Source organism: Rhodopirellula islandica (assembly GCF_001027925.1).
In the GTDB taxonomy this organism is placed as follows: domain Bacteria; phylum Planctomycetota; class Planctomycetia; order Pirellulales; family Pirellulaceae; genus Rhodopirellula; species Rhodopirellula islandica.
Window position 1 is genome coordinate 83,150 of sequence record NZ_LECT01000010.1, and the last position, 23,714, is coordinate 106,863.

16 protein-coding genes are annotated in these 23,714 nt (G+C 56.7%); 10 read left to right on the plus strand and 6 right to left on the minus strand.

Annotated features, from left to right (window positions below; translation table 11 throughout):
• Positions 1–331: 331 nt before the first annotated feature.
• The 9 genes from RISK_RS04760 (at position 332) to RISK_RS04800 (ending at position 12,622) form a co-directional block, all read left to right on the plus strand.
• Positions 332–1,096 carry a siderophore-interacting protein gene (locus RISK_RS04760; RefSeq protein WP_236696026.1) on the plus strand — a complete coding sequence of 255 codons (765 nt, stop codon included), beginning with the start codon at positions 332–334 and terminating at the stop codon, positions 1,094–1,096.
• Between the two features lie 473 nt (positions 1,097–1,569).
• Positions 1,570–2,130 (plus strand): hypothetical protein, encoded by a 561-nt coding sequence (locus RISK_RS04765; RefSeq protein ID WP_047813119.1) that lies wholly within the window; start codon positions 1,570–1,572, stop codon positions 2,128–2,130.
• A gap of 614 nt (positions 2,131–2,744) precedes the next feature.
• Entirely contained in the window at positions 2,745–4,553 is a 1,809-nt protein-coding gene (locus tag RISK_RS04770; RefSeq protein ID WP_047813120.1) for a PQQ-binding-like beta-propeller repeat protein, read from the plus strand.
• A gap of 282 nt (positions 4,554–4,835) precedes the next feature.
• Positions 4,836–5,141: a hypothetical protein gene (locus RISK_RS04775; protein ID WP_236696027.1), complete on the plus strand. Its 306-nt coding sequence runs from the start codon at positions 4,836–4,838 to the stop codon at positions 5,139–5,141.
• 83 nt (positions 5,142–5,224) lie between these two features.
• A complete protein-coding gene (locus tag RISK_RS04780; protein WP_083434779.1) occupies positions 5,225–6,055 on the plus strand; it encodes a CvfB family protein in 831 nt (276 codons plus the stop codon).
• Positions 6,056–6,335: 280 nt separating this feature from the next.
• Positions 6,336–6,854 carry a sigma-70 family RNA polymerase sigma factor gene (locus RISK_RS04785; protein ID WP_047813122.1) on the plus strand — a complete coding sequence of 173 codons (519 nt, stop codon included), beginning with the start codon at positions 6,336–6,338 and terminating at the stop codon, positions 6,852–6,854.
• Positions 6,851–8,575, plus strand: a complete 1,725-nt coding sequence (locus tag RISK_RS04790) for a LamG-like jellyroll fold domain-containing protein (RefSeq protein WP_047813123.1) — start codon at positions 6,851–6,853, stop codon at positions 8,573–8,575. The genes RISK_RS04785 and RISK_RS04790 overlap by 4 nt, the downstream gene beginning before the upstream one ends.
• Positions 8,576–8,711: 136 nt before the next feature.
• Positions 8,712–11,150 carry a PSD1 and planctomycete cytochrome C domain-containing protein gene (locus RISK_RS04795; RefSeq protein ID WP_390173916.1) on the plus strand — a complete coding sequence of 813 codons (2,439 nt, stop codon included), beginning with the start codon at positions 8,712–8,714 and terminating at the stop codon, positions 11,148–11,150.
• 62 nt (positions 11,151–11,212) lie between these two features.
• A complete protein-coding gene (locus RISK_RS04800) occupies positions 11,213–12,622 on the plus strand; it encodes a DUF1501 domain-containing protein (RefSeq protein WP_047813124.1) in 1,410 nt (469 codons plus the stop codon).
• A 23-nt stretch (positions 12,623–12,645) separates the two neighbouring features.
• On the opposite strand, the gene RISK_RS32910 is transcribed toward RISK_RS04800, so the two are convergent.
• The 6 genes from RISK_RS32910 to RISK_RS04830 all read right to left on the minus strand — a co-directional run bounded on the left by RISK_RS32910 (position 12,646) and on the right by RISK_RS04830 (position 21,317).
• Positions 12,646–13,311, minus strand: coding sequence for a PEP-CTERM sorting domain-containing protein (locus RISK_RS32910; protein WP_047813125.1), 666 nt, complete (start codon positions 13,309–13,311; stop codon positions 12,646–12,648).
• 532 nt (positions 13,312–13,843) lie between these two features.
• Positions 13,844–14,320 carry a thioredoxin family protein gene (locus RISK_RS04810; protein ID WP_047813126.1) on the minus strand — a complete coding sequence of 159 codons (477 nt, stop codon included), beginning with the start codon at positions 14,318–14,320 and terminating at the stop codon, positions 13,844–13,846.
• A gap of 413 nt (positions 14,321–14,733) precedes the next feature.
• Positions 14,734–15,423 (minus strand): PEP-CTERM sorting domain-containing protein, encoded by a 690-nt coding sequence (locus RISK_RS29090; RefSeq protein ID WP_083434781.1) that lies wholly within the window; start codon positions 15,421–15,423, stop codon positions 14,734–14,736.
• Between the two features lie 506 nt (positions 15,424–15,929).
• Positions 15,930–16,652 (minus strand): CPBP family intramembrane glutamic endopeptidase, encoded by a 723-nt coding sequence (locus tag RISK_RS04820; RefSeq protein WP_236696028.1) that lies wholly within the window; start codon positions 16,650–16,652, stop codon positions 15,930–15,932.
• 98 nt (positions 16,653–16,750) lie between these two features.
• Entirely contained in the window at positions 16,751–18,136 is a 1,386-nt protein-coding gene (locus RISK_RS04825; protein WP_047813128.1) for a serine/threonine protein kinase, read from the minus strand.
• 4 nt (positions 18,137–18,140) lie between these two features.
• Positions 18,141–21,317 carry a hypothetical protein gene (locus RISK_RS04830; protein ID WP_236696029.1) on the minus strand — a complete coding sequence of 1,059 codons (3,177 nt, stop codon included), beginning with the start codon at positions 21,315–21,317 and terminating at the stop codon, positions 18,141–18,143.
• 218 nt (positions 21,318–21,535) lie between these two features.
• Here RISK_RS04830 and pilM point away from each other — a divergent pair, with 218 nt between their 5' ends.
• Complete coding sequence (gene pilM, locus RISK_RS04835; RefSeq protein WP_047813129.1) at positions 21,536–23,689, plus strand: type IV pilus assembly protein PilM; 2,154 nt, start codon at positions 21,536–21,538, stop codon at positions 23,687–23,689.
• The last annotated feature ends 25 nt before the right edge of the window (positions 23,690–23,714 follow it).

A 23,714-nucleotide genomic window follows, 5' to 3' on the forward strand; every position in this document is an offset into this window, starting at 1 on the left:
GTCTTGCTGAGGCAACCTGAAGCCTGCTGACGCGAATCGCGAATGCAAAAGGTGCCTGGCCGAGAACCGTGCGGCCCTGGCTGCTGAAGGTGGAACGATTCACAATTCAATTGGATCTGACTTCTCGCAGAGCGAAACGGAACAACCAATGCCTTCGCTTTTTCCCGTGAGAAGGAGAACGACATGAACGACTCGACGAACAGAACCGCCGTGGTGACGGTGGCGTGGTCTGAGCAAGCGTTGCCAGATCCCAAGTTGCATGCAAGGAAGCCTGCAAAATTTTTGTGCGGTCCGCTGATTGCGATCCGTATCTCATCCGAAACCTCATTGAGTGAAGATTGATTCCATGGCACAACGCACCACGATGGAACTGGAAGTGATCCGGTCGACGCCGATCACCGAGCATGTGCTTCGCATCACCTTGGGTGGTGAGGGGCTCGCGAGTTTGCCTGTTGATCAGGAGAGTGCTTACGTGAAGTTGTTGATCCCTCAGGGTGATGGTGAACCGCCGCTGAAGAGATCCTATACGATTCGGTACCAGCGACCGACGGAGATCGATATCGACTTTGTCTTGCATGAGTCGCCGGGGCCAGCGTCCAGTTGGGCGATCGATGCTCAACCAGGAGATCGGATCACCGTCGCGGGACCAGGGCCGAAGAAGCTGCTCAACCAGGAAGCCGACTGGTTTCTGTTGGCAGGAGACTTGACCGCGCTTCCGGCGATCAGTGTGAACCTACGGCAACTGCCCGACGACGCTGTCGGTTACGCCGTGATCGAGGTCCCCAGTCAAGCTGATCTTCAAGATTTGGAACACCCGGAAAAGGTTGAGCTGCACTGGGAAGTCAATCCGGAACCGAATGTCGACGGTTTGTTTTTGGCCTCGAAAGTCCGAGCGTTGCCGTGGTTGGAAGGCCAGCCTGCTGTTTGGGCAGCTTGTGAGTTCAATAGCATGCGGGTGCTTCGAAGTTTCCTGCGAGAGCACGACAACCTTCCCAACACCCATCTGTACCTGTCGAGTTATTGGAAACTCGGTCAATCCGACGAAGGGCATAAACAAGCAAAGCGACTCGACAGCGAACAGAGCCCGCTCCCGTAGTGGACAAGGCAACGAGTCCTTCCCCGGTTTGCGGCACCAGGATTCGTTGCCTCATCCACTACGATGTTGTGGTGTCCCTTCGGACGGAAGCAGGACGCGACTGCAGATTGAGACCGTAGTGGACGAGGCAACGAGTCCTTCCCTGAGTTCGCGATATCAGGATTCGTGGCCTCATCCACTACGATGTTGTGGTGTCGTTTCGGACGGAAGCAGGATGCGACTGCAGATTGAGACCGTAGTGGACGAGGCAACGAGTCCTTCCCCGGTTTTCGGCACCAGGATTCGTGGCCTCATCCACTACGATGTTGTGGTGTCGTTTCGGACGGAAGCAGGACGTGACTGCAGACTGAGACCGTAGTGGACGAGGCAACGAGTCCTTCCTGAGTTTGCGGAGCCAGGATTCGTTGCCTCATCCACTACGCAATGGCCCGCCCCATGGTCCCCGTTTCTTCCAATGAATAGCGAGCAGCCCAATGAGCCAACGAGATCATCTTCGGCGATTGCCGCGTGAGTACTATCAAGCGGATGCAATCGTGCACTGGACAATCTCGACATTTGAACGCGAGCGAGGCTGGCTGACAGGCGTGTTCCTGTACCGTTTTCGTGAACTGCTGACGCACTCGCTGTTCCGCTATGGCCTGGCTTGTCCTCTGTTTTGCCTCATGCCGGATCACATTCACATGGTTTGGATGGGACTGTGCAAAGGAAGTGATCAGCTCAATGCAATGAAACATTTTCGCCCGCGTTGTGATGAAACCTTGAATCGGATTGGTTTCACGCTGCAGGATCAGGCTTACGATCACGTTTTCAGCGAAGGAGAACGCAGCGAGCCGGAGTTTCGAAATGTTTGTGAATACATTGCTCGGAATCCGGAGCGTGCCGGACTGGTGGAAGCGGACGGGTACGCATCGTACGTTTTCACCGGTTGTCTCGTCCCTGGATACCCTGAATTGCGTCCTTTCGAGTCGGGGTATTGGAATCAATTTGATAAGATCACCTCCTTTCTTCGGAAAGAAGGCATGATGCGCACATAGCCTGAAAACGTAGTGGACGAGGCAACGAGTCCTTCCCCGGTTTGCGGCATCAGGATTCGTGGCCTCATCCACTACGATGTTGTGGTGTCCCTTCGGACGGAAGCAGGATGCGACGGCAGATTGAGACCGTAGTGGACGAGGCAACGAGTCCTTCCCCGGTTTGCGGCACCGGGATTCGTGGCCTCATCCACTACGATGTTGTGGTGTCCTTTCGGACGGAAGCAGGACGCGACTGCAGATTGAGACCGTAGTGGACGAGGCAACGAGTCCTTCCTGAGTTTGCGGCACCGGGATTCGTGGCCTCATCCACTACGATGTTGTGGTGTCGTTTCGGACGGAAGCAGGACGCGACTGCAGATTGAGACCGTAGTGGACGAGGCAACGAGTCCTTCCTGAGTTCGCGATGCCACTTTCCCCGCCCAAATATCTTCAACCTCCCCCTGGGAGGGTCGAGCGAAGCGAGGGGAGGTCGAACCGTGACCTACCAAGCCAGCTTCCAATCCCATTGCCTTCCACTCCGCTGAGAAGCTGCTCCTTGGCTGGTTGTTTGCACCCGTTTGTGCTACCAAAGCAACCAGCCAAACATCGTTCCATGACCAACCGAAAGAGCCGCTATGAGTGACACTGAGCCTGAGTCCATCGAGCCAGCGGCGGAATCAAAACCGGAGAACTCGGCGGCCGAGTCTTCGATGAGCGACGTTGCATCCGGTGAATCGAAACCGCTGCGAGTCTGGCCTGCGGTGGTGCTGTTGTTGCTGATGGCGATCGCCCGGTTCCTGCCTTCGATGATCGAAGACGCTCCGCTGTTCTTGATGATGGTGGCGGTGATCGGGCCGGTGGTTTTAGGGGGATTGATCCTGCTGTGGTGGCTGACGTTCAGTCGTGCCTCCATGAAAGAACGCTTGGTGGGCTTCTTCGGCGCGTTGTTGATTGCGGTTGGGGGCGTCTTGTCGTTGGATCAAACGATGATGGGGCCTGGCATCATCATGGTCGCCGCTCCACTGGGCACGGCGGCGTTTGGCATCAGTGCCGTGCTATTGTGTCGTTGGCAATCTTTCAAACGGACGATCGTCATCTTGCTGATGACGTTGTGCGGGTTTGGTTATTCAACCCTGTTGCGCAGCGAAGGCATGTGGGGACACTTCGCTCTGGATTTGCACTGGCGTTGGGAACCAACGGCCGAAGAATTGATGTTGGCCGATCGAGCGGACGCTCCGGCAAGCGTCGAAGCGATCAGCTCGGAGGTTGAAATGGACGAGTGGCTTGCCGATCCACAATGGACTCAGTTTCGTGGCCCAAACCGTGTGAGCCAACAGCACGGGCCTGCGATTCAAACGGACTGGTCGACGAACCAGCCCGAACTCGTGTGGAAGATTCCCGTTGGTCCTGGTTGGTCGTCGTTTGCCGTGGCTGGGAACCTGCTGTTCACGCAGGAACAACGTGGCGAACAAGAAACCGTGGTTTGCTACACCGCTGATGAAGGAAAAGAAGTCTGGTCGCAGGAAATTGAGTCGCGATTCTTTGATCCGCTCGGTGGGCCTGGGCCACGAGCCACACCGACGCTTGCTGGTGGCAGCGTTTTTGTTCAAGGAGCGAGCGGGCAACTGCAGCGACTGGATGCCAAAACGGGCGAATCAATTTGGGAAGTCGACGTGCGAGAGGTCGCGGACCGGGAGCCACCGATGTGGGGATTCTCGTCGTCTCCGTTGGTGGTCGGTGGGGTCGTGATCGTTCACGCAGGAGGTGATGGCGACAAGGGCACGCTCGCGTTTGAAATCGAGTCGGGTGAATTGAAATGGTCCGCCGCGGCTGGCGATCATTCCTACAGTTCGCCGCAGTTGCTGAATCTTTTCGGCGATGACTACGTGGTGATGTTCACTAACGCTGGCATGAACATCCTGGATCCCGAATCAGGCGAATCACGATGCGACTTTGAGTGGAAATTGGAAGGCTACAGTGCCGTGCAACCTCAGGTCATCGCAGGCAACTCGATCGTCTTGGCAACCCAGCAAGAAACGCGGTGTCTGGAACTGACTCAGGCCGACGACGGGTTCACGGTGGAGGAACGTTGGGCGTCGCGAAAGCTGAAGCCTGACTTCAATGACTTCGTGATCCACGATGGGTATGCGTACGGGTTTGACGCTGAAATCTTTGCCTGCATCGACTTGGAATCTGGCCAACGCGAATGGAAGCGTGGACGTTATGGGAAGGGCCAGGTTCTGATGATGGTTGACTCCGGCGTGTTGCTGGTGATCAGCGAACGCGGGGAGGTCGTTTTGCTGGCGGCGAATCCATCGAAGCATGAAGAGCTGGCCAAGTTCGAAGCTCTCGAGGGCAAGACATGGAACCACCCCGTTGTCATTGGTGACCGCCTGTACCTCCGCAATTCGCAAGAGGCGGCATGCTACCGACTGCCGATTTAACCAAGCCGAGCGCCGAAAGGCACTTGGTTTTGATCGTTTTCGATCTGGTTCCGGGACGGTTGGTTGTTTCCGGAGTTGTCACGGGCGTTCGAGTTTTGGTTTTTCTAGAGACGCTTGGTCCAGGCGGCTTGGTGACGTAAACGCCTGCCAGCAATGGGCTTGATGGGGCTCTCGCTGAGCGGTGACGTGCAGGACGGATTTCTGCTTTTCGACCTCGTATCGAACCGGACTCCATTCGGATACAGTTCAGTGTTCAATCACCTCCTAGTGGCCGAGGAAACCATGGCAAAAGTCGATCAACCAGCCCCAAAGAAAGATGAACCGGAGTCGCTTGCCGACCACACGGCAACCATCAAGTCGCAGATTCTCGAACAGATCGGCAGGCCCCCACGGTTGCACCGTGTCGAGGTTTGTCGGCACCACAACGGCAACTACCGGGTCAACATCTGGGAAGAACTGGAACCCATCGGGGAATTCTCTCTGTCAAAGCGGATTCACATCGGGGCGTCTTACTACCTGAAGGTTTCCGATTCCGGCGAGATCCTTCACAGCAATCCGCCTCTGAAGAAACGCAAATTCAAATCGTAAAGTTGTCCTCTCGACCTCCGGCGAATCGGATGTCCTTTGGGATGCCCCGATCAACGGTGGCTTGATTGGATGGAAGAACCATCATGATGATCGAAATCGGCGGAACGTTTGACCTGGAAGTGCTCAAGCGAACCGACTTTGGAATGTTTTTGGACGCTGGGGATCTGGGCGAGATTCTGCTGCCTACCAAGCACACCCCCGACGACCTGAGCGTCGGTGACATTGTCGAAGTCTTCCTGTACCTGGATTCGGAAGATCGCCCGATCGCGACCACTCAGGTGCCCAAGGCGGAAGTGGGCGAATTCGCTTACTTGGAAGTCAAAGAGAACACTCCTATCGGTGCGTTCTTGGATTGGGGATTGGACAAAGACGTCCTGGTCCCATTCGCGGAACAGCATCGACCGATGAGGGTGGGCGACTCCTACCTGGTGTTCCTGTACCTCGACAACCAAGATCGAATCACGGCAACGTCCAAAATCGACAAGTACGTGAGCAATGATCCCGAGCATGGTTTCTACCCGCAACAGGCGGTTGAGTTGATCATCGCCAACAGCACCGAAATGGGCCACAAGGCGATTGTGGACCAGAGTCATTGGGGGCTGCTGTACAAGGATGAGGTGGATCAACGGATCAGCTTTGGCCAGACCATCCAAGGTTTCGTCAAACACGTTCGTCTCGACGGGAAAATTGATCTCAGCCTGAAGAGTGGTCAGCAAATTCGTGACGACTTCAGCCAAGTCATTCAGACCCATTTGGAAGAGAAGGGTGGGTTTGCGGCGGTTCATGACAAGTCGCCGCCGAATGAGATTTTTGATCTTTTTGGGATGAGCAAAGGGCAGTTCAAAAAGGCGATCGGTGCCCTCTACAAGCAAAAAGTCATCGCGATCGAAAAGGATGGGATTCGTTTGCTTTGAGTGGTGCTAAGCAGGTACGCAGGTGTCATCGGGTATGTGAGCCGTTGGCGTTAGCCACGGTTTTCACGCACAACCGGGGCTAACGCCCAAACGGCTCACATGGTTGTGCCCGATCATTCCAGCCGACCTGCTTAGCTTGTTTTCTAAGTCGGAAGGCGGTTGCGAGATCGTGTGTCGGGCTCGCTGAGCCGGTTTTCGAACGGTTTCGATGTTTTTTCGTTCTCTCTGTGTCACACTCTCGATGGTGGAGACATGGTAGTGGCGAAAGGAACAGTGACCGATGCAACGAAACGAATTCGCGAAACTTGTGCTTGAACATCAAGCCCGGCTAAGGATGTTCATCCGGATGCTTGGTGCGATGCCCGATGCGGTGGATGATTTGGCTCAGGATGCGTTTGTGGTTGCGTACGAGCGAATTGAAACGCTGGACGACATCGACGACGCGGGGCCTTGGTTGCGTTCGATCGCTCGCAACTTGGTGCGAAACGAGTTGCGGAAAACGTCTCGTCGGCGACGCGTCGTCAACGCCTCCCTCAGCGAAGCCATGCTGGCGATGTCCGACGAGCCCACCACTGGCCCGTGGTCCGAGGACTGGTTCGCGGCGCTTCGTGCTTGCGTGGATCGATTGCCCGGTCACGGTCGAGCCCTGGTCAACGGCCGCTACACGCGAGGACAAAATGCGACGCAGTTGGCGAACGAATCGGAGATGACACCAGCCGCGGTGAGGCAGGCTTTGTCCCGTCTTCGCGGGCTGCTGCGGACTTGCGTCGAGACCCGTTTGACGGAGGGAACAACATGAGCGAACAAGCTCGGGAACCCGATTTCGATCTGCAACTCGGACGTTTGCTGGAAGGCGAACTCAGTGATGCGGAAATGGATCAGCTGGCTGATTCGTTGGCGAATGACGATTCGTTGCAGCGGCGCTATCGCGACCAAGTCGAAATGGACGAGGGGTTGGCGATGCTGGTCTGCGATGAACGAGCGGGTGAGCGGTTCGTGCAGTTGTTGGATCAACGACTCGATGCCGAATCGCAGAAGTTTGACTTTCTGCACAGCGTGCTGGATCGTTCCAGTCTGACGGCCGCGCGAGACCAACTCCGCCGCTGGGCTCCGCTGGCCGCTCTCGCGATTGCCGCCTGTTTGGTGGTCGCGTTTTGGATTGGAATGTGGACGGGCCGACATGCCGGGTTGGCACAATCCGGTTCCCTCCCGGGGGAGCGAACCCAGGCGATGGTGACGATCCAATCGGAACCAGCGGATGCTTCCGTGGCGTTGTTGAAACGAGTGGTCAATGTCGAGTGGATGGACGACTCGGCGTTGCGAATGGGCGATTCTGTTTCGTCAAACCAGACGCTGCACCTGAGCTCTGGATGGGTGCAGTTGCAATTCTTTCGGGGTGCCGTGTTGACGTTGGAAGGCCCTGCCAAGCTCGAGATTCGCGATCCGAACCGAGTCATGCTGCACGCGGGAAATGCCTGGGCGAGCGTTCCCGTTCCGGCACGAGGGTTCACGGTGCTGACGCCGGAAACCAAAATCGTTGATCTGGGGACCGAATTTGGTGTGTCGGCAAATCCCGGCCAGCGAACCGAGGTTCATGTCTTTGACGGATTGGTGGAACTGCACGATCCATTGGCAGCCGGCGATGCCGAATCACTTCATGAATTGGTCACCGGCCAATCGATGAGTGTTGACGGGAAAGGCAATTCGCGTCCAGAAAGCACTCGCATCGCCAAGATGCCGTCCGAATCGCTGCTTCAACAGAACCAAACCGAACGTCGACAGCAACGGATTGAACGTTGGCAGCGATGGAGTGCTGCGATTCGCAAGGACCCTCGCGTGCTGATTTACTACGATTTCGCGTCGCCGGATCCGTTTGGTTCGGAAACGTCGCCAACGACATTGCCAAACCTTGCTGCTGCCCAAGAGGATTCGGATGGTTCCATCATCGGCTGTGCGTGGTCGGAGGGACGTTGGCCAGGCAAAACCGCGTTGGATTTCAAACGTCCCAGCGACCGAGTTCGCTTTCATCTGGCGGGAGAATACGAATCGATCACGTTGGCGGCATGGGTGCGTGTCGATGGGCTGGATCGGTTGCTGAGTTCGTTGCTGCTGACCGATGGTTGGGACCAAGGCGAAGTTCATTGGCAATTTGATCAGCGCGGGCAACTTGGTTTATCCGTTGGGCAAGTGTCAGGCGTGGCGTGGCGGTACACACCGCCGCTGGTGGATCTGACGCGTCTGGGGCAATGGATTCATGTTGCTTCGGTGTTCGATGGAACCAGCCAAACGGTGCGTCACTACTTCAACGGCCAGCGTGTGCCTTGCGAAGGCGAACTTCAGTACGATGGACCAATCCGAATTGGGGATGCGGAACTGTGCAATTGGGGACGCCCTGTCGACCAGAGTTCTCACGCAATCCGTAATTTCAATGGGCGAATGGACGAGTTTCTGATGCTCGATGATGCCCTGGACGAAGGGCAGATTTTGGAGATCTACCATGCCGGAAATCCCAAGTTCTAGGAGACGTTCGATGAATCCAAGCAAGTCGGGAAGACCGCTCGTCGACCATGGTGCCGACGGTTGTTTGCATTCGGTCGGCTCGGAAATCAGGATGATCCACCACATCGTGGTTGGTGCTGTGATGGGCCTGTTGGCGATGAGTCCGATCGCCGCTTGGGCCGAAAAGGATGTCAAGCGGAGCGATACGGTGCAGGCAACGCCGGAACAGCTTGACTTTTTTGAATCCAAGATTCGTCCGTTGCTGATTGACCACTGTTACGAATGTCACGGGAGGGATTCGCAGGAATCGGAACTCCGAGTCGACACGCTAGGGGGAATGCTGACGGGCGGATTGGCGGGAGCGTCTTTGGTTCCGGGAAAACCCACCAGCAGTTTGTTGGTGACCGCGGTTCGGTATCAAGACAATGATCTGAAGATGCCACCCGACGAAAAATTGTCCGACATTCAGATCGCCGACTTGATTCGTTGGGTTGAAATGGGCGCACCGCATCCCGATTCGGGGACCGTCGGACCGATTGTCCAGCGGGGCGAGGTCGATGTGCAGGAAGGCCGCAAGCACTGGGCATTCCAAACTCCCGACAAAGCCACGCCGCCTGTTGGCGATGCTTCCTCAGACGCTCCGAACCCGATCGATGCGTTTGTGCTGGCTAAATTGCGAGCCCAAGGTTTGCGTCCGAATCCACCGGCGGACAAGCGAACGTTGCTCCGCCGAGTCACATTTGACTTGATCGGTTTGCCGCCGACCCCCGAGGAAATTGACGCCTTCCTGGCAGATGGCTCTCGCGATGCGTTCGCCAGTGTCGTTGATCGATTGCTCGCTTCGCCGCATTACGGTGAACGCTGGGGACGCCACTGGTTGGATGTTGCTCGCTACGCCGATTCGAACGGCCTCGATGAAAACGTGGTTCATGGGAACGCCTGGCGCTACCGCGATTACGTTGTGCGTTCACTCAACGACGACAAGCCATACGACGAATTCGTGGTCGAACAATTGGCGGGCGATCTGCTGGATTCCGATGACGACGTCGAACTTCGCCATGAGCGTTTGATCGCGACCGGGTTTCTCGTCCTGGGGCCAAAGGTTTTGGCGGAGCAGGACGAAGCCAAGATGGCAATGGACATCATCGATGAGCAGATCGACACCGTCGGTCGCAGCCTGCTGGGACTGACGCTCGGGTGTGCCCGCTGTCACACGCACAAGTTTGATCCGATCAGCCACCATGACTACTACGGGTTAGCTGGGATCTTTCAGAGCACCCAGACGATGGACAGTTACAAGACGGTTGCCAAGTGGCATGAGAACACGATTGAAACACCACAGCAGGCGGCCGATCTGACTGCCCACGAAGAAAAGATTACTGCTCGAGAAAAGCTGATTGCAGACAACGTCGCAGCCGCCAAGTCGAATCTGGACCCGCCAGTGGATTCCGAGGAGAAACCCGGCGAAGTCGAGAAGCGATTCCCGGCGGAGACTCAGGCGGAGCTCAAGACGCTTCGTGAGGAATTGGCCGCGTGGAAGGAGGCAACTCCAGAATTGCCGACCGCAATGGGCGTGACGGATGGCGAGATTGTGGACACCGCAGTCCATCTTCGTGGCAGTCACCTGACGCTCGGCGACGTTGTGTCTCGCCGCGTCCCTGAGGTGTTGGCATTGGACGACCAGCCCGCAATTCCAGATGAACAAAGCGGCCGCCTTCAGTTTGCTCAGTGGCTGACGAATGGGCGTCATCCACTGACCGCCCGCGTGATGGTCAACCGAATGTGGCGGGGGCACTTTGGCAAGGGGTTGGTCAGCACCGTCGACAACTTTGGACTCAAAGGCAGCCCGCCAAGCCACCCGGAGTTGCTGGATTGGTTGGCGGTTCGATTCGTCGAGGAAGGTTGGTCGATCAAGGCGATGCACCGGATGATCCTGTTGTCGCAAACCTATCAACGAAGCAGCGACTTCGATGCGGAAAATGCGGGACTGGATCCCGGCAACCAGTGGTACTGGCGATTCAGTCTTCGCCGACTGGAAGCCGAAGCGATTCGTGACGGGTTGTTGGCCGTCAGCGGTCAACTTGACCCGACCACGGGCGGGAATCTCATGCAGTACAAGAACCGTGAGTACGTGTTCAACCACACGTCGCAGGACAAATCCAAGTACGATTCGACCCGGCGTTCGATCTACGTGCCCGTGATTCGCAATCACCTTTACGACATGTTTCAATTGTTTGACTACACCGACGCAAGTGTTCTGACTGGTGACCGCAACACCAGCACGATTGCCCCGCAAGCTTTGTTCCTGATGAACTCGGAAATGGTCTCTGACCTGACATTTGCCTTGGCGGATCGTCTGCTGGAAGACGACGCCGACTCTTCCCAGCGAATCCGCCGCTTGTATCGGGAAGCGTACGGGCGACCTCCCAGCGACTTGGAGATTTCCGAGGGCGTTCGCTTCCTCTCGCAGTTTGAAACGCTCCTGCAGCGAAACCAGGTTGCGTCCGGGGACAGAGAGTCCGATCCGGAACGATCGGCCTGGCAAGCGTTTTGCCAAGCCGTGGTCTCGTCCAGTGAGTTTGTTTACATCCGTTAGGAACTATCGCGAATACCGCGTCAACCAATGCCGTCCCCCCTCCTTCCATCCCTCCTGAGCTGATGCAACTCTCACGACGACACCTCTTGCAGACCACCGCAGCTGGTTTTGGATCGCTCGCGTTGGCATCGTTGCTGGCGGACGATGTCCACGCGTCCGGCGGCATCTCAGGGGCTCCCGGTTTGGGGACCCCGCATTTCGCACCGAAAGCGAAACGTGTGATCTTTTTGTTCATGAAGGGCGGGCCGTCGCACATGGACACGTTTGATTTCAAACCTCAACTTCAGAAGGACGACGGCAAACCATTGCCGTTTGAAAAGCCTCGCGTTCAGTTCGCGCCGACCAGCAACCTGTTGGCTTCGCCTTGGAAGTTCAAGCAATACGGCGAGAGCGGCATTGCCGTCAGCGAATTGTTTCCACATGTCGCGGAGTGTGTTGACGATTTGTGCATCGTCAATTCGCTGCATGGAACCAACCCGGCGCATGGCGGGGCGAGCATGAAGTTGCACACGGGCAGCGACGTCTTCGTGCGGCCCAGCATGGGATCGTGGGTCACGTATGGATTGGGCACCGAGAACCAGAACCTGCCGGGGTTCATTACCATCTGTCCGACGCTGGCCCATGGCGGCACGAAAAATTGGGGCTCGGCGTTCTTGCCTGCCAGCGTCTCGGGGACGCCGATCGGCAATGCCAGCCAACCATCGGATCAAGCTCGCGTGAAGTTCGTGAAGAACGCACGGTTGTCGCTCGAAGCACAGCGGATGCAGCTGGACTTGGCCCAGTCGATGAACCGAGGGTTTCTGGAGACGACCGGTCCGGACTCGGCACTCGAAGCTCGGATCAAGTCCTTTGAGTTGGCGTTTCGCATGCAGACCGAGATGCCGGAGGCATTGGACTTGGATTCCGAAACGGCAGCGACACACAAGCTGTACGGCATCGACAACGAAAACACCGCCGACTTCGGTCGCCAATGCTTGATGGCACGCCGATTTGCCGAACGAGGCGTGCGGTTTGTCCAGGTCACGCATAGCAACACCGAAGTGCAATGGGACCAACACGGCAACCTTCGCAAAGGTCACACCCAGAACGCCGCGGAGGTGGATTTGCCGATCGCGGGCCTGTTAAAAGATCTGAAGGCACGCGGGCTGTTGGACGACACGCTGGTGTTGTGGGGAGGCGAGTTTGGCCGCACGCCAACGTGCCAAGGATCCGGGAATGACGGACGCGACCACAATCCGGAAGGGTTCACGATGTGGATGGCGGGCGCTGGATTGAAGACCGGGATCCAGTACGGTGCGACGGACGAGTACGGGTACTACGCGATCGAAAACAAAGTCCACCTGCACGATTTGCACGCCACGATGTTGCATCTGGTGGGGCTCGATCACGAACAACTTACCTATCGCCACGCTGGCCGAGATTTCCGGCTGACCGACGTCGCCGGCAAAGTCGTCCACGACCTATTTGCGTAGGCGAGCAATTTGTTGGTCGTCAATCAGACCAAAGTCTTGTTCGATTTGCGACGACGCCAGGCAAGCCCCGCACCACCGATCGCTAACAGTGCCATCGAAGAGGGTTCTGGAATGGCGGTGACCGAACCATTGAACGCAAATTCCTGAAGGCTATACGTCGTGAGTTGACTTTCGCCGGACGTATCGCTTTGGATGTACAGGCGAAAGTCAATGTACGTTGTGATGTTCTGGAACTTTGGGTCGGCAAGACTGATCGTGGTGCCGGTGAGATTGGCAACGCCGATATCCTCTCGAAATAAATCCAGGCTTGATCTCAATGCGAACTTGGTTGCACCAGATACTCCCTCGCCATCGACGTTCTGATTCCCCACGTAGGTGAAGCTTTCGAGGTCGATTACCGAGTCATTGGTAGGCTCGATGATGAACTCGAAGTAGCGAGTGCTGCCCGCTATCGAACCATCTTGTGTGCGCAAGTCACCCACGACCAATTCATTCTCCCCGACCAGCAGGCTGTATCCGACCCGAGAAACGCCTGCTCTGTAGACATTGGGAGCAGTCACTTGCCCATTCAAATACTCTGCTTCTGTTCCTGTGTTTCCATCGAAGGTGTTACCCAAGATGATTGCAGCGTGCGCCGACGCATCGGCAATCGCCAGGCTGACAACAACGGCGAGTAGAAATCGAGTCACTCTGGATGTTCCGATATCAAAATTGGACGGGACGAGCGTCTCGTCATGATTGGATTCTTACCGACAGTTTTGATCTTATCCGCATTGGGTTCCTTGGGGCAGGGGGCTGTGTTTCCCCATGTGGTGTTGCGTCTCGGGGCCTTGCATAGCCGTTGCTTTCAGTCGACGCGAACATAGTCGACCAGCACACGTGACAATTGCCGCATATCTTCGTTTTCGGAAGCGAAGGGGCCTGTGGTGCGTGCTCGCTCGCACTGGAGCACCGCAAGTCCATGGCGTCCGCTTTCTCGCATTGGTCTGGATCGAACCTCAAGACTCCTAAGAGTAGAACAATTGTCCCCAATTGTTCCGGGAGCCCACCTCAACACGCAAAGCCATCCACGACTTCCGAGATCAGCCAACAGAAATGCCGAGGGAATGGACGTTAGACGACGTGTTGCACGGTTCTTTACAGAACAGTTTTCCTCGACTGTTCTACTCTGGCAGGATGGAACACGCTGAAATGTTGGGTGGCACCGAACAGTGTTCCAACCTAGGAATTGTGCGGCGTCGAATCGATTTCAGAAGCGGACTTTGCCGCAAAGGGATTGGAGTGGACATCGCCGACGATGACGTTCTGCGAACTGATCCAACTGCGAATTTGTTCTTCGGTTTGATAGCCGACTTGATCGCCCAGTTTTTGTCCGCTGCGGAACAAGATCATCCGTGGGATGCCGGTGATGTCGAACTTGCGTGCGAGGTCTCGATTGGCGTTGATGCTGAGAGCATGAATCTCGAAACCTGCCGGCGGATCAGCTTCGATCGCCGCAAGTTCCTCGTCCAAACGGTTGCAGGGGCCGCACGAGGAGGAACCAAACTTCACCAAGATCAGCTTGTCTTGGCCGATCAACTGGTCGAACGATTCTTCGCTGTGCGATCCCGTGATTTCCGACATGCTGCAACCGCTACCCAGCCCGATGATTGCAATGCAGAAAAGCAAACCGATTCGAGTTGAAAACAGGTGGTTCATGGGTGGGAGCTTTCGTGCGGGCTGAGAATCGTGCGTTCACCTCATGGTTGCGGGAGGGGGCGACCATGGTCCTTCCTGGAACTCTTGGTCGCAAATCATGTCATGTCAAATTTTTGGCTGCGATCCGAAGCCACGTCCACTTCCAGCCATTCGCGTCACGCCGATCGACGACATCAAGCAGCCACGCGAACATTTGAGGACAAACGTTCTACTCTGTCGCTGAGTCTTTGCGGCGTCGGATGGTGTTCACCACTATTCTGAAAGATCCCGGAGTTGGAGTGTGCCCAACGCAGAATGGTGCGATTCGTGGATGGTGCGTTCCGGATCGCGAGGCAGGCAAGAAAAAAGGCACCCTCACTTTGGTGAGGATGCCTCGGAGTTGGATCGATGAATCCGGTTCGTCGGTCGGCAGTCTATCGGGCCGAATTCTTCTTTGATTTGCGTCGGCGCCAAGCAAGTCCCGCTCCACCAAAAGCAAGCAACGCCATGGAAGAAGGCTCGGGAACGGCGGAGACTGTTCCGTTGAACGCAAACGAGTCCAAGTTGTATGTCGAGCTAGGGTTCGCAGATGGGTCACTACTTTGAATGTAAAGTCGGAAGTTGACCGGAGAGGTAAGATCCTGGAACTCGGTGTCACTGAGATCAATGGTCGTGCCAAGCAAATTGGCCCCAGGAATCTGGGTAGCGTAACTATCTCGACTTGAGCGAAGTTGGAAGATATCAGGTTCAATCGTTGAGCTACCAGACAATGTTACGAATCCTTCGTAAGTGAAGTCAGTGAGATCGACTTCATAACCGGTAACTGGTTGGATATTGAATTCGAAATAGCGGGTTGAGGAATTGATATTGCCTGAGCCAGCAAAGTTCCGGTAGTCGCCACCAACAAGTGCGGAGTCACCGCCGACAAATCCTCCACCATTCAGGCTGTATCCAATGCGGCTCACCCCTGTCGACGTGATATTTGGATCTGTTACTTGTCCGGCGCTAAAAGGAGAATCACCAGTCGTTTGAACTGGAAATGTGTTTCCGAGAACAATTGCAGCGTTCGCGGATGAAGAGCTCAAGAACAGCAGGCAACCAACGACAATGGTGGTTCGAATCATGGGAAAATATCCTCAGCTATATAGGGTGCACACAAAATGTGTCTGCGAGTAGGCTTCCAGGCTACTTAGGAGACAACTGTATACGCGTGCTAAAATCGCGGAATTTGAAGTCTCTCTTGAGGTTGGCGAGTAGCCCTTTCGGGTTGGGTTCAATTTGATCCCGTGGTTTGCCAAATTCCAAATTCATCGGAGTCAGACGCGTCGCCCTTGTCGCTACTGCCGTTCCGTCAAACGGTGCTGCTCCTTTTCGACGGCCCCATCCGGGGCGGCATGGTGAATTTGCGAACGTTGTCTCGGGGCTTCCACCCCGAGCTAACTACGAGGACTCCTCCGGAGCCATTCATGCCCCTCCGCACCGGAATGGGACGGTCATCGCGAACCAGCGTGCGCACAACTAAGGACCACGTGAACAACGAGTGACGTAGCGGAAGGGCGCGAGCCCTCCGGTTCCTCACCGGGCGGCTTGCGCCACACCGCTAACATCGTCACTTGTTGTTCACGCGTTGCTAACCCGGCAGCAGGCCGAAGGCTGCGGCCAGGAAGGCGGGGCCGTTGAACATGGCGTGGATTAAGATCGCGACCGTTGTGTTTTGGGTCCGATCGAACACGAATGGTAAAACCAGCATCAGCGGCAAGGACAGGACCATCGTCGAAACGCCAAACGGGATGTGGAAGGCGAGCCATAGCATTCCAATGGCCAGCCAACTGTGCCGCATCGTGAGGCGTGATTGCACATAACCTCGCCACAGCAGTTCTTCGCCGACGATGTTCAGCACGAACATGGGCACCCAAAGCAAGAGCAACCAACGGTCGCGACCTTCCAACGGCGACATGTCGATGCACCATGGTTCGGTCTCGACTGGTGGTAACAGATCAAGCCTGGCCAAGTTGCTCCAGGCTGCGAGCAGGAGCCCCGTTCCACCCAGTACCGTGAAAATTCCTGCAGCGGCGTAGTGCCAATCCCGCTGGGTCATCGGATGAACGCGGAGTGACCCAAGCAGCTTCGCGAATGTGTCGGCTCCCTCGCGTCGTGCTTGCCAGACCGCGTAGGCGATCATGGGCGGGAACAATGCGAAGCCGATCAAGTACCAATGCGTCGCCGGGTGAAGTCCGACCTGAGCTCGCAACACCGGAAGCACCCACCACAAAAGCAACACCAGGTACACGAGCGCTGCCAAAAAGATGGCCGCTGCCTGCGAGATCGTCAGTGAAATTTGCCTGCTACTCATTGGGCAACCTCGAAGTCGGCTTCACGCATCCAAACCAATCCTGAGGTTGGCTGGTCGATGCTCGATTCGAACGACTGAAAAGAGGTGCGGGGGTCTCTTCAATGGAACAACACACCGCGAGCGGTCAGGTATCCAACCACAAAGCCAATCGCGGTGAAAACGAGAACGCTGGCCAACCACTGGCCGGTGGAGATGCCTGTTGAGGAAGGCGATGGCGTGAGGGCATCGGGATCCGATTCGGGCGGCGGGGGCGGCGTGACGGTTGAATTGCTGAGCGCAGCGGAGGCCAGCGGGTCGCCAGCAGAGGAGCCGACGTTGTCCCAGCTCATTTCGTCCAGCATGGATTCGCCGAGTGAATCTTCCGGGCGTGGGATACCGGCCGCTGGAATTGCGACGGGTTGCATGCCTTCACCGATTTGAATGGTTCCCGAATCGTTGGTGTCGGCATCCATTGTGGCCCAGGGACTCAGTCGCATCACGACTTCGGCCGCAGTGGTGATCCGCCGGGACACATCCTTTTCCATCATGTCCGCGATTGTGTCGACAAACGCATCACTGAGTTCGGGTGCCTGTTGAGTCGGCTTGAGCGGCATCTCGTTCAAGTGCCGGCGGCATTTCGATTTCGAGTCGCCGCCGGGAAATGGAACCGAACCTGTGCAGGCGTAGTACAGCGTGCAACCGAGCGAATAGATATCGCTGGGCGGTCCGACTTGGTCTGGCGTTCGAATCTGTTCAGGGGACAAATAATCAGCCGTTCCGACCACCATCCCGGCCCGCGGATCGTCATCCGGCCCAAAGGACAACGCGGCCAAGCCAACGTCAGAAACTTTGGCGTGACCGTCGGGCGTGACCATGATGTTGGCGGGCTTCACGTCGCGATGGACCAAACCGGATTCATGAGCGTAGGCGAGTCCGGCGGCGGCTTGGGCGATGATCGACGCGGCTTGTTGCATCGACAGTCGACCGTGCTCGCGAACCAAGCGTCGCAAATCGGTGCCGGGGACATACTCGGTGACCAAGTAATGTACCTTGCCGTCCTTGCCCGCGTCGAAAGCACGCACCAAGTAAGGACTGTCCAGATTTGATTGGAGCCGAATTTCGCGAGCGAAGCTTTCCAGGCTCAACGGGTCGGACTTTTGCAACGGCAAGACCTTGATCGCGCACTGCCGGCCCATGATCTTGTGCACGCCACCGAAGACTTGCCCCATCCCGCCTTGGCCGAGAAACTCCGTGATGACGTAGTTGCCCAATGTCAACTTGGTTCGCCCAGCCCGAATTTGTTGTGACTGGTAAGGTGTCAAGATTCGATCGCGAACGAGAACCTTGGACATCTCTTCGCAGACCAATTCGGGGTCCAAGCGATCTTCGCTGGCAAGGTTTTGTTTGACCTCTTTGGCGGCGCGTTCCCATTGCTCCGCCTGCAGCAAGTCAGATCGCAGGGCGGCTTCTCTAAAAACGGCGACGGGGGAAAGCGGTTCGCTCATCGGGTCACTTGTTGGTGTCGAAGACGACGCACAAGTGAGTCACGCCGTGTCCCGACGAGGCCCATTCAATCCGGTCGTCTTCGCATTTGACTTCGCCGTCAATCGATGCCTTGTCAATGGCTTGCATCGCAACGGTTTTCGGCGGTGCCGACACGTCTTCGTTGTGATTCCCAAGTGGGCGAGACAAGGGCGAGATCGGATGGGCCAAAGCAACCGGCTGGCAGAAACGAACCACACCCCGAACCGATTTGCTGGTCGTTTGGATGGCACGCAAGTGCAACACCATGCGGCCATCGTCCAGCTTCCCAGTGGCGACAATTTGGACGCGCATGGTGGATGGCGATGCGTGCATCAACCAAGAACCAGCGGGCACACCATTTCGAATCAGTTGACCGTCGGGAACCTGCAACACCGTCGGAGTGCGCCAAGGTTGCATGGAAGCGTCGATTGGGTGCGGCACGTCAAATCCAAACGCGAATTCGTGCCACGGCGAAAAGCCATCGGTGGCTTCGTTTGTCGGAGGGGCTGCCTCGGCGAGAGGCAGCAAGGTTTCCAGGAAGCGATCTTCGCTGCGGCGATGAAAGCTGTTGCCGTGGGTGGCGACCAGCGTTTGGCACTCGTCTTCCTCATGAACGAATCCAAGTGGAGCGAGGAATCGTCGAGCACTGGTCCGGTGCAGCTTTTCACGCACGATGGCCCTCACCACGGGGCTGGCACCGGGGAACGCCATCCGCAGGACCGGGTGATGGATCCAATCCAAGGGAGCGTTCGCATTTTTCTCAGCGTTGGATGTTCGTGGTAACGCTTCGAATCGGATGCGGTACCGCACCAATCGGCTGCCTCGAACCAATTCAATTTCGGATTGCCACTGGAGCTGTTGCCCGGTGGCCGAATCGGAGGCATCTCCGGAGCTCGCGGTGGGCAGTGCGATCGTACCGGCCATCGCGACAACGCCTCGCGAGACCGAGTTTTCTTTCGTTTGCACCGAGTCGCATTTGGCGACCAAGCCGCTTGCGTTCTTGTCGGCCGACTTCCTTTTGGCGGGCACAAATTCAATCCGAGTCGACAGGCGATTGCCGCGGACTTTGCCGCTGTAAACGCCTTGGATTCCACCGTGTTCGGGATTGAGGTTGAGTTCCAAGAACTCGTTGCTCATCCGTTCGCCGTCCACAATTGCGCCGGGACCGCGGCTCATCGAACGGCCAAGTTGTTTCGCCCATCGAATCAGGCGAGGGTGATCGCCGCCGGCGGCGGGGACGCCGGTTTGCACGGCGGGTTCAGCCAGCAACGGTTTGGCCGCAGGGTTGGAACTGGTCCAGCGATATCCCCAAGCAGGAATATCGAGCACCGCGTCGGTGTGGTTGCGAACGGCGTGGGCATGAAAGACGGAACGATTGTTCGTTGGCAATTTGCCTTTGACGAGTACTCGTTGCCGCGTCGGCACACCGCTGTGATTGATGACCAGCACATTGTCGGTTGGTTGGGGATTTGAGGTCAAATCCGCAGGTGCTTCGGTGCAGCCGGTCAGGCCGAGGGATTCGGCCAGCCCATGAGTTGGGTCCGTTCGGCGCGGGTTGGCCAGCATCGACAGACCGCTGGCATCGCGACTCGATTGTTGTTGAACCAAGGAAGCGTACCCGGTCGCGGATTGTCGAGCCGCTTTGGCTCCCGCTTGCATGCGATCCGCAGGTGAGGCTTTCCAAGAGGCCGAGGAGCCATGGTGATAGGGATTTTCGCCGTCGATGAAGTATTCGTCGATTTTCCAGAAGCGACCGAGGGCAAGGGTCCAGGTCGCGGCTCGATTCAAATCATTGAAGCTGTCGCAGCCTTCCCCCGGCCAGTGGACTAGCAAGGCCGTCGCGATTTCGCCCGCGTCGATCGCTTCGCCCAAACGCGTTCCGAGCGTTAGGAAGGACGACTCGTTGTTGGCATCCAGAGGCTTGGCCGTGAGCGCCTCAATTTCGTGACCGTTCTCGCCAAGGATCACCTTTGCTTCGTCACCAAAGCCGGTTCCGTTCAGAAAGTCGATGGGCAGCAATCCGCGGCACTGAGTTTGGGATTGCCCATCGTGCTTGTGGCTGGCCAAGGCTGCGACGACTTCCGGTGTGGTGCTGCCGCCCAATCGAGCATGCACGACCATCGGTTGGCCAATCGCTCGCTCTGCCTGATCAATGGATTCACGCAGGGTGCGTTCCATTTCGTCGATCGTCAGCTCATCGAAACAAATTGAGGGAGCGGGGCCGCCGCCGGCCCACGACATCGCCTCCGCCGCAAAACGCGATTGGAATTTTTGCTGCACCGTTGCATCGGCATTCAGCACCGCCTCCGCAACGGCTTGATCGACCAACGCGTTGCGGGGTGTCGCCAAGATCGCTTCGGTTGTGCTGGTCGTCGGCTCGGGCTGATCGAAAAAACGGTCCAGCGTCGACGGGGTCAAAAGCGTGAGGTCGATCAACGACGGGTCGGACGCAAAGTAGTGGTCGCGTTCTTCCGCGAGAGCGTCGAAGCAATCGTGCAGTGCCGCCGCGGTGGCTTCAGCGTCGTTCCGCGTCCACGCTTCGGCGGCATCGAGAACTCGTGTTTCGAAGTAAACCTGATCGAGATTGCTGGTGTAGCGAAGCCGGCGGGTCAGCACCTGAATTTGCCACCACGTGTAGCCGAGTGCGAAAAAGTCGGCGGGGCCGATCTCGCGGCCGTTTTCCGTCACCAGGCGGATGTCATCCAGCAGCGAGGCTGAAAGATTGGGCCAATCCGTGTTGGGCTCCTTCTTCAACGTGCTCGAGTCACCGAACCAATTGGATTCGATCGACGAATCAATCAGAGCCAATGCGTCTTGGCGACTGCGGCAACGGATTCGGATTTCGCGGTGCGTTTCCTGTTCAATCGTGACGCACCGGTGCTCTGCATCGGACTGCGGCAAAGAATCGCGAACGGAGGCGGTCAGTTTGGAAATGCTGGCTTCCGGCACCAGTAACAGACGAGTGGCCCCCTCGTTGGAGGGGCTGTTGTCTGCTGTTGGGGAGGATTCGGTCGATTTCGAATGGCTGCCGAGAGGAGTCGGCGGCGATGGCAAATCGTCGGCTCGATGCCAGGTGGGGACGCGTCCCACCTGAGAGAGAAGGCGAGGGTGCCAAGCAGCGGTCAACGTGCCCAGCAGGCTCTGGGCGGCGTTATGATCCAACCGGGAAGGGAAATCTTCGATCGTGCTGCAAGGAATTAGGACGCAACATTCGGCAAAGGACGGCATGAGCGACTAAAATTTGACGTGAAGGAGCGAAAAGGGGATACTAGCGGTTTGGCGAGATCGCCGGCACCTCCCGGACTCGCCCCTGGTATCAACTTTAGCTGATGCCACTCATCGATTTGAAAAATCTTGTCTCTTCGTGTTGAAAGTAAACCATGGCCGGATCCGGCGGCGTTTGGGGAATCGAAATTGGTCAGAGCGCGCTCAAAGCGTTGCACTGCGTCAAACAAGGCGATGAGATCGTTGCCGATGCGTTTGATCTGATCGAGTATCCCAAAATTCTGGGACAGGCCGATGCGGATCCTGACCAGCTGATCGCCGATGCGCTCGATCAGTTGATGCAACGAAATGATGCCATTCGCGATCGAGTCTGCATCAGCGTTCCCGGTCAAAGCGGTCTGGCGAAGTTCTTCAAACCACCACCGGTGGAACTGAAGAAAATCCACGACATCGTCAAGTACGAAGCCAAGACTCAGATCCCGTTTGAATTGTCCGACGTGGTTTGGGATTACCAAACGATGCCGGGAGCAACGATCCAAGAAGGCTACGCCCTGGAAAGCGAAGTCGGTTTGTTCGCAATGAAACGTGAGCAGGCCTACCGTCAACTCGCACCGTTCCAGGAGTCCGACATCGAAGTCGACATGGTGCAGCTGACTCCAATCGCTCTTTACAACATGGTCGCTTACGACCGGTTCCATGAGCGAATTGAAAACGAGACGTTTGATCCGGATGAACCACCGACGTCCAGCGTGCTGCTTTCGATCGGCACCGACAGCAGCGACTTGATCGTGACGAACGGTTTTCGGATTTGGCAACGCAGCATGCCGATCGGCGGGAACCACTTCACCCGGCAACTCACGAAAGACCTCAAGCTCACGTTTGCGAAAGCTGAGCACCTCAAACGCAATGCTCGCGAAGCGGTCGACCCGAAGCTTGTCTTCCAAACCATGCGGCCGGTCTTCAATGATTTGGTCACCGAGGTCCAGCGTTCGATCGGATTCTTCCGCAGCATCGACAAGAAGGCCGAGATCACTGAATTGTTGGTGACGGGGAACACAGTCAAGATGCCCGGCCTGGCGGCTTACTTGGGCAAAAACCTCGGTTACGAAGTCCACACGCTGGATCGATTCAATCGATTGTCCGGCGATGACGTCTTGAGCATCCCAACCTTCCGCGACAACGCACCGACTTTCGCGGTCTGTTACGGGTTGTGTCTGCAAGGGCTGGGACTGAGCCAGATTCACACGTCGCTGATCCCGGCCGAGATCAAAACCGAACGGATGATCCGTGCGAAGAAGCCTTGGGCTTTGGCGGGCATGGCGGCTCTGTTGTTGGGCGCGACCACCCAGTACGCGTTGACACAGCGGTCTTGGCAAACGACTCACGAGGACCTTTGGTCCAGTGCCGAAGCAGCCGTGACGAGCATGTCATCTTACAGTTCGGATCAAAAATCCGAAGACTCGTTGTTGGTCAGTCGCTTGACGTTCCTGAATCGTCTGGGCGAAGAAATTTCGGGCAACGCGGAACGCCGCCTCGTCTGGTTGGAACTCATCAACGCAGTCAACGCTGCGATCCCACGTGCGGAATACCCTGAGGGGAAGATCCCCAGCGTCAAAGAACTGCCGCTGGAAGACCGTATCGATTTCCACATCTCCGAGATCGACACCAAGTTCTACGAAGATCTCGCGGAAGGTTGGTACTCCGAGCGGTTGGATGTTCGTTACAAAGAAGAGATGAAGAACTGGTACGACTTGATGCGAGATTCGGCGCCGCCGGAAGAACTCGCCGACGACACGGGGCCCGAAGAAGAAGGTTGGGTCATCCAACTCAAGGGATACCACTACTACAACAGCCCGAAACACAAGGGCGAAGAAGGCAGTCAGCACGTTCGCAAGTACCTGACGACCAACTTCCGTGAAAAACCAATCAACTTGATCGACCCGCAGGGCAATCCGATCACCTTCACACCGGAAGAGTTTGGTTTCAGCTACCCATTGTTGCTGAATGAGAACCAACCCCAACTGGTTCAGGTTCCGAACCCGGATTACGACCCCGTCTCCGCCATGACTGCGATGCAATTGCGGGCCGAAGGGGACGAGGACGTCAAAGTTGAATCGCCCACCTTGGAGGTCCTACGGCTCGACTTCGTGTTCCAGGTGGTTTGGAAAGAAAGCGTTCTCAGTGAACGAATCGAAGCCAAGCGATTGGCGGATGAAGAAGCTGCTTTGGAGGCCGAAATGGAAGGCGAGGGCGGCAGCACCGAGGACGATCTCGATGCCGATCCGGATTCCGTCGCGATGGCCAACTAGTCCAACTTTTCGGCGATCACCTCGC